The sequence below is a fragment of the Rhodococcus sp. NPDC055112 genome, from assembly GCF_053607505.1.
Map to the genome: position 1 here is coordinate 1 of NZ_JBSGTR010000061.1, position 11,476 is coordinate 11,476.

The following is an 11,476-nucleotide window of genomic DNA, read 5'->3' on the forward strand; positions in this document are numbered from 1 at the left end:
CAGGTTGACGAGTGCAGAGACTCGTCAACCGCGCACGGGCGCGTAGCGCCTATTCGAAGGAGGGGTCCTCGGTCCTGGTGCGCTTGAGTTCGAAGAAGTGCGGGTACGACGCCAGCGCGACGGTGCCGTCCCACACCCGGCCCGCATCCTCGCCGCGCGGGATGCGCGAGAGCACCGGACCGAAGAAGGCGACGCCGTTCACGTGGATGGTCGGGGTGCCGACATCGGGGCCGACGGCATCCATCCCGGACTTGTGGCTGCGGCGCAGGTCCTCGTCGTGCGCGTCGGTGTCGGCGGCCGAGGCCAGGTCGGCGGGCAGGCCGACCTCGGCAAGCGCCTCCGCGATCACGACCGGGAAATCCTTGTTGTTCTGATCGTGGATCCGGGTCCCCATCGCGGTGTACAGCGGCAGCAGCACCTCGTCGCCGTGTTCCTTGGCCGCGGCGATCGCGACCCGGACCGGACCCCACGCCTTCTCCATCATCGCCTGGTACTCCTCGGGCAGATCGCGCCCCTCGTTCAGGACCGCAAGGCTCATGACGTGGAAGTTCGCCTCGATGTCACGGACCTTCTCGACCTCGAGGATCCAGCGCGAGGTGATCCAGCACCACGGGCAGAGCGGGTCGAACCAAAAATCGGCGGTGTCCCTGGTTTCACTCACGGGCTGCTCCCCTGTCTTCTCGTCGCGGCTGTCGGCGCGCTCGTCTGGTGGGGACCCGTCACCGACGGGTCCACTCGTAGGCAACCACCGATCGGACCGAATGCTTCCCGGCCGAGAAGTCCCCTACCGGATGACGGTCGGCAGTAGGGTCGACAGCAGCGACATCAGGACCGTTTTCGTCACAATGCAGTGTCTCGAACGGAGTGTGAGGACATGTCACCGAACCGTACGTTCGTGATCGTCGGCGGCGGGCTCGCCGGAGCGAAGACCGCGGAAGCCCTGCGCGAGAAGGATTTCGACGGCTCGATCGTCCTGCTCAGCGCGGAGGACCACCTCCCCTACGAGCGGCCACCGCTGTCCAAGGAACACGTCGCGGGCAAGAAGGCCCTCGACGACTTCACCGTGCACCACGGCGACTGGTATCGCGACCACCACGTCGACCTGCGGCTCGGCACCACCGCCACCGCGATCGACCGGGGCGCCCACGAGGTGCGACTGCCGGACGGCTCGACGCTCGGCTACGACAAGCTCGCGCTGGCCACCGGCTCGCGCTCGCGGCGACCGCCGATCCCGGGTTCCGACGCCGCAGGCGTGCACTATCTGCGCACCATCGAGGAGTCCGACGGCCTGATCGGGGCACTCGAGGCGGATTCTCGCCTGGTCGTGATCGGCGCCGGGTGGATCGGACTCGAGGTCGCGGCCCAGGCGCGCGAGCGCGGTGTCGTCGTCACGGTCGTCGAGGCGGCGGCGCTGCCGCTGCTCGGGTCCCTCGGCCCCGAGATGGGCACGGTCTTCGCGGAGCTGCACCGCGAGCACGGGGTGGACCTGCATTTCGAGGCCACCGTGGAGGAGATCACCACCGACGCCGGGCGGGTCACCGGGGTCCGCCTCGCGACCGGCGACGTGCTGCCCGCCGCGGCGGTGCTGGTCGCGGTCGGGGCGCAACCGAACGTCGAACTCGCCGAGCAGGCCGGGCTAGCGGTGGACGGCGGGGTGCTCGTGGACGCGTCCATGACCACGAGCGACCCCGACATCGTCGCGGTCGGCGACATCGCGGCGCAGCAGCACCCGGTGCTGGGCACCAGGATTCGCGTCGAGCACTGGGCGAACGCCCTCAACCAGCCCGCCGTCGCCGCGGCGACGATGCTCGGCAGGCCCGCCGAGTACGCCAATCTGCCCTACTTCTTCACCGACCAGTACGACCTGGGCATGGAGTACGTCGGGTACGCACCGACCGGCGGGTACGACCGCCTCGTCGTGCGGGGCGACGTGACCCGGCGCGAGTTCGTCGCATTCTGGCTGGGCACGGACAACAGGGTGATGGCCGGAATGAACGTCAACGTCTGGGACGTGACCGACGCCGTCAAGAAGCTGATCACCGCGGGCGAACCGGTCGACCCGGCCCGACTGGCCGACGAGTCCACACCGCTCGACCAGATCGTGTGACCTGAATCACATAAATCGCACGAAGAGTGTGTCGGAAGAGCCTGCCCGGCTCCGTCCTACCCATGAGAGCGCCACGGGGGCGCACCCGAACGAAGGAGCCGACAATGAAGTACATGCTGGTCAAGACCTACAGCGAGGCCGCGTACTGCGATAGCCCGATCCACGAGTGGGAGCCGAAGGACATCGAGGCGCACATCGACTTCCAGCGCGCGCTCGGCGCGCAACTGGCCGCATCCGGAGAACTGGTCGAGGCACAGGGACTGGCCGGACCGGACCAGGCGCGCATCGTCAGCTCCGACGGCCGCTCCGCGCCGGTGGTGACCGACGGGCCGTTCCCGGAGACCAAGGAATTCCTGGCCGGATACTGGATCGTCGACGTGGACAGCCCCGAGCGGGCGGTGGAGATCGCCGCGCTGGCCTCGGCGGCCCCCGGCCCCGGCGGAAAGCCGATCGGTGAGTACATCGAGGTGCGCGCGATCATGAGCGCCCCGCCCACCGATCAGTGACCTTCCCACCCTCCGGCGACACCGAGGACCTGCTGCGCGAACTCCGGCCGCAGGTCCTCGGCGCCCTCGTCCGACGGTTCGGCGACTTCGCCGCCGCCGAGGACGCACTCCAGGAGGCGCTCCTCGCCGCCGCCACGCACTGGCCCTCCGACGGCCTGCCCGAAAATCCGCGCGGCTGGCTCATCCAGGTCTCCCACCGTCGGATGACCGACGCCATCCGCGCCGACGCGGCCCGCAGGAACCGTGAAGCCGTCGCCGCCGGGCGGGAGCCGACCTGGCCTGCCGACATCGCCACGCCCGATCGGGACGACACGCTCACCCTGTTCTTTCTCTGCTGCCATCCGGCACTGTCGCCCGCGAGTGCGATCGCGCTGACCCTGCGCTCGGTCGGCGGGCTCACCACCGCCGAGATCGCGCGGGCCTTCCTGCTGCCGGAAGCGACCATGACACAACGGATCACCCGCGCCAAGAAGCGGGTGGCCGCCCTGGATCGGCCCTTCGCGCCGCCGGAGTCCGGGCAGTGGCACGAGCGCCTCGGCGCGGTGCTGCACGTGCTGTACCTGATCTTCACCGAGGGCCACGCCAGCACATCCGGCCAGCAGGTGCGTCGCGCGGACCTGTCGACGGAGGCCATCCGACTGACGCGGGCGATCCACCGCCTGCTGCCCGACGATCCCGAGGTCACCGGACTGCTCGCGCTGATGCTCCTCACCGACGCGCACCGCGCCGCCCGCACCGGCCCGCGCGGGGAACTCGTCCCGCTCGCCGAGCAGGATCGCACGCTGTGGGATCGCGAGGCGATCACCGAGGGCGTCCGGCTGACCACGGCGGCGATCGGGCACGGGCTGACCGGCCCCTACCGGATCCAGGCCGCGATCGCCGTGCTGCACGCCCAGGCCACGAGCACCGAGGACACCGACTGGGACCGCATCCTCTCGCTCTATCGTCTGCTCGAACGCGTCGCCCCGAATCCGCTTGTCACCCTGAACCTCGGGGTCGCAACCGCCATGGCGCACGGCCCGTCCGCGGGCCTGGACCTGATCGCCGCCCACCAGGACCAGCTGTCGGGCACCCATCGACTGGCCGCCGTCCGCGCCCACCTGTACGAGATGGCCGGCGACGCACCCAGCGCCGTCGCCGACTACACCGTCGCCGCGAACACCACCCCCAGCGTCGCGGAACGGGACTACCTCATCCTGCGCGCGGCCCGGCTTCGGGACCGCGGCCGCTCGCACTGACACGGCGGTTGCTCGCCCGTTTCGTCGATGCGATGCGTTGAGCCATCGGCACGGTAATTGAGCTCGCCCGTCAATGTTTGGGGCAGGACAGAGGCGATCACCGCGTGTCTCGTGATGGGATAGAGCCCGAGCATCTGTCCCCGATCACGAGGAGCGTCCGACGTGGCCCCACCGAACCTGACCCGCGAGCAGGCAGCACAGCGGTCCGCGCTGTTGAGCGTCGACAACTACCGCATCGAGCTGGACCTGACCGACGGTGACGGCAAGCCCGGCGAGCACACCTTCTCCTCCCGCACCACGGTCACCTTCGGCGCGACGGCAGGCGGCGACACCTACATCGACCTGATCGCGACCGCCGTCCGCAGCGCCACCCTCAACGGCGCGACCCTCGACGTCACCGGGTACGACGAGTCCACCGGCATCGCGCTGACCGGCCTGGCCGAGCACAACGAGCTGATCATCGATGCGGACTGCGAGTACTCGCACACCGGCGAGGGCCTGCACCGCTTCGTCGATCCCGCCGACGGATCGGTCTACCTCTACTCGCAGTTCGAAACCGCCGACGCCAAGCGGATGTTCGCCTGCTTCGACCAGCCGGACCTCAAGGCCACCTTCGACGTCACCGTGACCGCGCCCACCGACTGGCAGGTCATCTCGAACTCGGCCGTGGTCGAAACCCTCGCCGCCACACCGGGAGTGCACCAGTTCCGCACCACCCCGAAGATGAGCACCTACCTCGTCGCCCTGATCGCCGGGCCGTACGCGCGGTGGACCGACAGCTACACCGACGAGCACGGCCACATCCCGCTCGGCATCTACTGCCGCGCCTCGCTCGCCGAGCACATGGATGCCGAGCGGCTGTTCACCGAGACCAAGCAGGGCTTCGGTTTCTATCACCGCAACTTCGAGGTGCCGTACGCCTTCGGCAAGTACGACCAGCTGTTCGTCCCCGAGTTCAACGCCGGCGCAATGGAGAACGCGGGCGCGGTGACCTTCCTCGAGGACTACGTGTTCCGTTCCAAGGTGACCCGGGCGTCCTACGAGCGCCGCGCCGAGACCGTGCTGCACGAGATGGCGCACATGTGGTTCGGCGACCTCGTCACCATGACGTGGTGGGACGACCTGTGGCTCAACGAGTCCTTCGCGACGTTCGCGTCGGTGCTGTGCCAGTCCGAGGCCACCGAGTACGTCAACGCTTGGACCACCTTCGCGAACGCCGAGAAGTCGTGGGCCTACCGACAGGATCAGCTGCCCTCCACCCATCCCATCGCCGCCGACATCCCTGACCTCGCCGCGGTCGAGGTCAACTTCGACGGGATCACCTACGCCAAGGGCGCGAGCGTGCTCAAGCAGCTCGTCGCGTATGTCGGGCTCGATCCGTTCCTGGCAGGCCTGCGCGCGTATTTCAAGGACCACGCATTCGGCAACGCCACCTTCGACGACCTGCTCGCCGCACTGGAGCGCTCGTCCGGCCGGGACCTGTCGGACTGGGGCGCGCAGTGGCTCAAGACCACCGGGCTGAACATCCTGCGGCCGGAGTTCACGGTCGCCGAGGACGGCACCTTCTCGTCCTTCGCTGTGCTGCAGGGCCGCGCGGAACCGGGCGCGGGCGAGTACCGCGTGCACCGCCTCGCCGTCGGCATCTACGACGACGTGGACGGCAAGCTGGTGCGCACCGAGCGCATCGAGCTCGACGTCGACGGCCCGCGGACCGAGGTGCCCGAGCTGGTCGGGGTGGCCCGCGGAAAGTTCGTGCTCGTCAACGACGACGACCTCACCTACTGCTCGGTGCGGCTCGACCCGGATTCGCTCGCGGTGCTGAACGAGCGCATCGGCGACATCGCCGAACCGCTGCCGAGGACGCTGGCATGGTCGGCGGCCTGGGAGATGACGCGGCAGGCCGAGCTCAAGGCCAGGGACTTCGTCGAACTGGTGCAGCGCGGGGTCGGCGCGGAGACCGAGGTCGGGGTCGCGTCGCGGCTGCTGATGCAGGCGCACGCCGCCCTCGGCAGCTACGCCGAGCCCGACTGGGCGAACGCCACCGGCTGGCCCGGCTTCGCGAACCGGCTGCTCGAGCTGGCCAGGGAGGCCGAGCCGGGGTCCGACCACCAGCTGGCCTTCCTCAGTTCGCTGACCGCGGCGCGCCTGCAGCCCTGGCACACCGAGGTGCTGCAGGAGCTGCTCGACGCCGATCCGGCGACCGTCGGGCTGCCGGGGCTGGTGGTCGACACCGACCTGCGCTGGCGGTTGGTGCAGGCGCTGGCGCTGGCGGGCGAGGTGGACGCGGACGGCCCCGAGTCGCCGTTCATCGACGCGGAGGCGCAGCGGGATCCGACCGCGGCAGGCGTCCGGCAGGCGGCGGCCACGCGGGCGGCCCGGCCGCAGGCGGCGGTCAAGGAGGCGGCCTGGACGACGGTCGTCGGCGACGACTCCGTCCCGAACATCACCGCCCGCGCGATCATCGGCGGCTTCGCGGCGCCGGGACAGGGCGAGCTGCTCCAGCCGTACGTGGCCCGGTACTTCGCCGACATCGCCGATGTCTGGGCGCGCCGCTCCAGCGAGGTGGCGCAGACCGTGGTCGTCGGGCTGTATCCGGCCTGGTCGATCACCGAGGCCTCGGTCGCGGCGGCCGACGACTTCCTGGCCGGTGACCATCCGCCCGCGCTGCGCAGGCTGGTGGTCGAGGGCAAGGCCGGGATCGTGCGCGCGCTGCGGGCCCGCGCCTTCGACGCCGGCTGACCAACCCCAGGAAACGACTGAAGGTGCCCTCCGCGCGGAAACCGCGTGGAGGGCACCTTCGGTCGAAGCGAAGTGTGCCTGGGTGTGACTAGCGCACCGCGATGGCCGCGCTCATCACGCGGATCGCACTGATCAGGCCGTCGATGAGGTCGGCATCCCCGAAGGAGGACACAGCGGCGGTCACACCGAGCTGCGCGACCCGGTCGGTCACCCGAGCGGCGACCTTGCGTCCGGAACGGATCTCGATGGCGCGCTGGTTCGGGGAGACCGCGATCAGCACCGAACGCTCGGCCTCGGGGGTCTTCGGGAACAGCGCCTCGACGCCGGCCGCGGTGTCCTCGCCGAGGTCACCGATGTACGCGTTGAAGCGCACCTTGGTCGACCGCGTCGCGTCGGTGAGCGCATCGTCGAGGGCGACCAGCTCGTCCACGCTGAACGGCAGGTCGTCGAAGGGCTCGCCTGCGCGGTGCACGCCCGAGACGCGGCCGCTCGCGGTCACCACCGAGCCCACCGGGAGCTCGGACTCGATCACCGCCGGGAAACGGTTACCACTTGCCACTTGCCGAACCTCCGATCAGATCTGCGGATCCGGACTCGATGGCCGCGTGCGCGCCGTGGTGACCGACCGTCACCTCGTCGACCGCGGACCACAGCACCGGCTGGTGGGTCCATTCCTCGTCCAGCGAGTAGTGCGCGGGGGTGGTGCCTGCCACCGGCTTGGCCAGGTAGCACAGCCCCGCGATGATCGCCGTGATGAGCGCAGGAATCCCTACGAAGATCAGCGATGTCTCAAGAATGCTCACGTCCCAAACCGTAGCCCAGTGCGCCGCAAATTGTGCCGTCGGGGCCACCTCGAGATCGGACGTTTACGCTGCGCCCTCGCCGAGGTAGCGCAACCACACCGGGTCGAGCTCCTTGGTGCTCGCCAGCAGCCGCCAGTGCTGCCCCTTGGGCGGTACCAGGGCGGCCCGCAACGTCCAGCCGAGCTCGCTGAGCAGCTTGTCGGCTTTGCGGTGGTTGCAGGGCGCGCAGCAGGCCACGCAGTTCTCCCAGGAGTGACCGCCGCCCCGGCTGCGCGGGATCACGTGGTCCACGGTCTCGGCCTTGTCGCCGCAGTAGGCGCACCGGAAGCGGTCCCGGTGCATCAGCGCGGCCCTGGTCATCGGGATCCGGGCCCGATAGGGCACCCGCACGTAGTTGCGCAGCCGGATCACGGAGGGGACCTGCACCGACCAGTCGGCGGAATGGATGACCTGCCCGTCCGGGTCCTCGTGGACGGCGCTGGCCTTCTCACACACCAGCAGGACGACGGCCCTGCGGACGGGGAGCGCGGTGAGCGGCTCGTAGGTGGCGTTCAGAAGCAACACCCGGCGCTTCACCCAGGAAGGAACCGCGTCGTCCTCACCTGGGGTCGAGGGTCTCAGACCCTCGTCGATCACTTGCAGCGAAGAAGCCCCCGATCCCCGCGGCATGCGGGCATCAGTGGGCTGGAGTTGTCGGTGCGCTCGGGCGTTGTGCGAGTTCTTCATGCGACCTCCGGGAAGATTGCTCCCAAGTTGACCACGGATGGCCTGCTCGCGCACGTCCATTTGGTACAAAGATGCAGGACTTTCGGTGAACAACCGATGACAACACGAGCGCGTCGACGTCACGGCGCGAGTACGGGCACAATGGACGCCGACATGACTGATGCCGAAGTGAGCTTCTATGAAGCGGTGGGCGGAGCCGAGACGTTCCGCAAACTCACCGCGCGGTTCTACGAGGAAGTGGCGGAGGACGAGATCGTCCGGCCCCTCTACCCGGAGGAGGACCTCGGACCGGCCGAACGCCGCATGCGGATGTTCCTCGAGCAGTACTGGGGCGGCCCGCGAACGTACTCCGACGAGCGCGGACACCCCCGGCTCCGGCTGCGACACCAGCCGTTCCGGATCGGTCCGCTCGAGCGCGACGCGTGGCTGCGCTGCATGCACATCGCGATCGCGTCGATCGACGAGGCCACCCTCGACGAGCCGCACCGCCGAGCCCTCATCGACTACATGGACATGGCCGCCGCCTCGATGGTGAACTCACCGGTCTGATCGGCGCGAACGGGGCCACATCCCATTCGAAGTCGTGCTGCCCGCACGGGTTTGGCACTATGTGTCCCTGTGACCACTGACGAGACCGTGCCGGAGACAACAGATCCCTGGTGGACGAACGCGGTCTTCTATCAGATCTATCCGCGTTCCTTCTCCGACTCCAACGGCGACGGCGTCGGCGACCTGGGCGGCGTCCGCGACCGGCTCGGGTACCTCGAGCTGCTCGGCGTCGACGCCATCTGGCTCAGCCCGGTGATGCGCTCGCCGATGGCGGACCACGGCTACGACGTCTCCGATCCGCGCGACATCGATCCGTTGTTCGGCGACCTCGAGGTGATGGACGCGCTGATCGCGCAGGCGCACGCGCGGCGGATCAGGGTCACCATGGACCTGGTACCGAACCACACCAGCGTGGCGCACCCCTGGTTCGCGGCTGCGCTGGCGGCCGGGCCGGGCAGCCCCGAGCGGGCCCGTTACCACTTCCGCGACGGCCTGGGCGAGGACGGCGCCGAGCCGCCCAACAACTGGCCGAGCATCTTCGGTGGGCCCGCCTGGACCCGGGTCACCGAACCGGACGGCTCCCCCGGCCAGTGGTATCTGCACATCTTCGCCCCCGAGCAGCCGGACCTGAACTGGGACAACCCGGAGGTCGCCGACGACCTCGCCACCACGCTGCGGTTCTGGCTGGACCGCGGCGTCGACGGTTTCCGGATCGATGTCGCGCACGGCATGGCCAAGCCGGAGGGCCTGCCGGACTACGACTGGGAATCCAACCGGCTCCTGAGCAACGACGACAACGACCCGAGGTTCAACAACCCAGGAGTGCACGAGATCCACCGCGGCCTGCGCAAGGTGATGAACGAATATCCCGACACGGTCGCCGTCGGCGAGATCTGGGTGCGTGACAACGAGCGCTTCGGCGAGTACATCCGGCCCGACGAACTGCACCTGGGCTTCAACTTCCGCCTCGCCGAGGCCGAGTTCGGCGCCGACAGCCTGCGCGAGGCCATTGAGAACTCGCTCGGCGCGGTGGCCGCGGTCGGCGGCACCCCCACCTGGACGCTGTCGAACCACGACGTCGAGCGCGAGGTCACCCGCTACGGCGGCGGCGAGATCGGCCTGGCCAGGGCACGCGCAATGGCCATCGTCGAGTTCGCGCTGCCCGGGGCGGTCTTCATCTACAACGGCGCGGAGCTCGGACTGCCGAACGTCGACCTCCCGGACGAGGCGCTGCAGGATCCGGTGTGGGAGCGGTCCGGCCACACCGAACGCGGACGCGACGGTTGCCGGGTCCCCGTGCCGTGGGAGGGCGCCGCACCGCCGTTCGGCTTCAGCTCGGCGGAGACGTCGTGGCTGCCCATGCCGCCGGAATGGGCCGATCGCACCGTGGAGGCGCAGATCGAGGACGTGACGTCCACGCTGTCGCTGTACCGGTCCGCGATCGAGCTGCGGGCCCTGCGGCCGGAGTTCTCCGGCGACGAGATCGATTGGTACGGAAGCCCGTCCGGTTGCCTGGCCTTCCGCCGACGGGGCGGGCTGGTCTGCGCGCTGAACGCCACGGACGCGCCCATCCCGCTGCCGCCGGGAGAACTGCTACTCGCCAGCGCCCCGCTCGTGAACGGGGAACTGCCCCCGAACGCGGCGGCCTGGCTGGTCTGACGGGCGTCAGCGGCGAACGGTCAACCCGATCTCGCCGCCGCGCCTGCTGAACACGGTGCCGAAGCGCGCGTCCAGGCGCAGCCAGGTCCTGGTCGCGCGCACCCGCACCATCTCGGACGCGTCGATGCGCTCGAGATCGACCTCCGCGATCACCGGATCCGAGCCGACCTGCGGGATGAATCCCATCGCGGCCAGCGCGAACACCGTGCGCATGGACACCCCGACGACCTCGCCCGCACCCTCGACGCTGAGCACCTCCTGTGCGAGCAACGAGGCAGGCGGGCCGTGGCTGCTGCCGTGCTCCTTGGCCAGCGCCGCGCCCTGCTGAGCCAGGTCGATGAGCACCCGGGCCGGAACGTCGTCGATGTGCGCGAAGCCGGCCTCCGGCGGCAAGGCGCCCCGCCAGGCCGAATCCATCGAGAAGCCGGGGTCGATGTCGGCGCCCGCGGCCGCGGTCACGCCGCGTAGCAGTCCGTCACCCGCCGCGGAGGTGTCGTCCGGGCTGATCCTCCCGGAGACGACCCGCGCGGCCAGCGCGTCGAAACCCGTCGGCACGAAGGCCACCAGCCGACCCTCGTCCCGCTGCCGCATCCGGACGATCACCGCCTCGTCCAGCCGGATCGCCTTGGCGAGGAAGGTCGCGAGGTTCTCCCGTTCGCCCGCGTCCGGGATGGTCAGGACCCGCTCATGCACGCTTCCACTGCTCCAGGTACTCGCGCTCGGGTGCGGTCAGCCTGCGCAGCCGCTGGGTGTCGATGTCGAAGGCGGCGATCTGCGTGGAGGCCACGATCGACGGGGCCGAGTCCGGCGCCGCGCCGCCTGCCCGGACCTCGTACCCGATGGTGAAGTCCACGGCGCGGACCGACTCGATCCACATGAGCACGTCCAGGGGGCCGTCGTCGTGCCGCAACTGACCGCGGTAGCGCACGTGCAGGTCGGCGATCACCGCACCGTCCCGGAGGGTGACCGTCGGCCTGCCGTCCTCGAACAGCCACGGGATGCGCGCCTCCTCGAGGAGGGTCACCATCCTCGCGTGGTTGATGTGCTGGAAGACGTCCATGTCCGACCAGCGCACGCCGACCTTCGTGTGGAAGCCGACCGCAGCCGCGGTCACCGACCCTGACGTTTCGACGCTCAACTTCGATCCCT

At 69.7% G+C, this 11,476-nt stretch carries 12 protein-coding genes; 6 read left to right on the forward strand and 6 right to left on the reverse strand.

The window, feature by feature from the left end; genetic code table 11:
• Positions 1–49: 49 nt before the first annotated feature.
• On the reverse strand, positions 50–661 hold the full coding sequence (locus tag ACWFRB_RS21730; RefSeq protein WP_452643332.1) for a DsbA family oxidoreductase: 612 nt from the start codon (positions 659–661) through the stop codon (positions 50–52).
• A gap of 213 nt (positions 662–874) precedes the next feature.
• Between ACWFRB_RS21730 and ACWFRB_RS21735 the strand changes: the two genes are divergently transcribed.
• From ACWFRB_RS21735 to pepN, 4 genes are all read left to right on the forward strand, one after another.
• Positions 875–2,107, forward strand: a complete 1,233-nt coding sequence (locus ACWFRB_RS21735; RefSeq protein ID WP_452643333.1) for an NAD(P)/FAD-dependent oxidoreductase — start codon at positions 875–877, stop codon at positions 2,105–2,107.
• A gap of 104 nt (positions 2,108–2,211) precedes the next feature.
• Complete coding sequence (locus tag ACWFRB_RS21740; RefSeq protein WP_452643334.1) at positions 2,212–2,613, forward strand: YciI family protein; 402 nt, start codon at positions 2,212–2,214, stop codon at positions 2,611–2,613.
• Positions 2,610–3,851, forward strand: a complete 1,242-nt coding sequence (locus tag ACWFRB_RS21745; RefSeq protein ID WP_452643335.1) for an RNA polymerase sigma factor — start codon at positions 2,610–2,612, stop codon at positions 3,849–3,851. The genes ACWFRB_RS21740 and ACWFRB_RS21745 overlap by 4 nt, the downstream gene beginning before the upstream one ends.
• 162 nt (positions 3,852–4,013) lie before the next feature.
• On the forward strand, positions 4,014–6,590 hold the full coding sequence (gene pepN / locus ACWFRB_RS21750) for an aminopeptidase N (protein ID WP_452643336.1): 2,577 nt from the start codon (positions 4,014–4,016) through the stop codon (positions 6,588–6,590).
• An 88-nt stretch (positions 6,591–6,678) separates the two neighbouring features.
• On the opposite strand, the gene ACWFRB_RS21755 is transcribed toward pepN, so the two are convergent.
• From ACWFRB_RS21755 to ACWFRB_RS21765, 3 genes are all read right to left on the reverse strand, one after another.
• Positions 6,679–7,149, reverse strand: a complete 471-nt coding sequence (locus ACWFRB_RS21755; protein WP_452643337.1) for a DUF5130 domain-containing protein — start codon at positions 7,147–7,149, stop codon at positions 6,679–6,681.
• Positions 7,136–7,393, reverse strand: coding sequence for an aa3-type cytochrome oxidase subunit CtaJ (gene ctaJ / locus ACWFRB_RS21760; RefSeq protein WP_452643338.1), 258 nt, complete (start codon positions 7,391–7,393; stop codon positions 7,136–7,138). Before ctaJ ends, ACWFRB_RS21755 begins: the two co-directional genes overlap by 14 nt.
• Before the next feature lie 63 nt (positions 7,394–7,456).
• A complete protein-coding gene (locus ACWFRB_RS21765; RefSeq protein ID WP_452643359.1) occupies positions 7,457–8,062 on the reverse strand; it encodes an HNH endonuclease in 606 nt (201 codons plus the stop codon).
• Positions 8,063–8,272: 210 nt separating this feature from the next.
• Here ACWFRB_RS21765 and ACWFRB_RS21770 point away from each other — a divergent pair, with 210 nt between their 5' ends.
• Entirely contained in the window at positions 8,273–8,668 is a 396-nt protein-coding gene (locus ACWFRB_RS21770) for a globin (RefSeq protein WP_452643339.1), read from the forward strand.
• 69 nt (positions 8,669–8,737) lie between these two features.
• A complete protein-coding gene (locus ACWFRB_RS21775) occupies positions 8,738–10,327 on the forward strand; it encodes a glycoside hydrolase family 13 protein (protein WP_452643340.1) in 1,590 nt (529 codons plus the stop codon).
• A gap of 6 nt (positions 10,328–10,333) precedes the next feature.
• On the opposite strand, the gene ACWFRB_RS21780 is transcribed toward ACWFRB_RS21775, so the two are convergent.
• Positions 10,334–11,020: a hypothetical protein gene (locus tag ACWFRB_RS21780; protein ID WP_452643341.1), complete on the reverse strand. Its 687-nt coding sequence runs from the start codon at positions 11,018–11,020 to the stop codon at positions 10,334–10,336.
• Positions 11,013–11,465 (reverse strand): acyl-CoA thioesterase, encoded by a 453-nt coding sequence (locus ACWFRB_RS21785; protein ID WP_257017437.1) that lies wholly within the window; start codon positions 11,463–11,465, stop codon positions 11,013–11,015. The genes ACWFRB_RS21780 and ACWFRB_RS21785 overlap by 8 nt, the downstream gene beginning before the upstream one ends.
• Between the last annotated feature and the right edge of the window lie 11 nt (positions 11,466–11,476).

Coding starts and splice junctions, on each gene's coding strand:
- ACWFRB_RS21735 (WP_452643333.1), top strand. CDS start 875: ATGTCACCGAACCGTACGTTCGTGATCGTCGGCGGCGGGCTCGCCGGA.
- ACWFRB_RS21740 (WP_452643334.1), top strand. CDS start 2,212: ATGAAGTACATGCTGGTCAAGACCTACAGCGAGGCCGCGTACTGCGAT.
- ACWFRB_RS21765 (WP_452643359.1), bottom strand. CDS start 8,062: ATGCCGCGGGGATCGGGGGCTTCTTCGCTGCAAGTGATCGACGAGGGT.
- ACWFRB_RS21770 (WP_452643339.1), top strand. CDS start 8,273: ATGACTGATGCCGAAGTGAGCTTCTATGAAGCGGTGGGCGGAGCCGAG.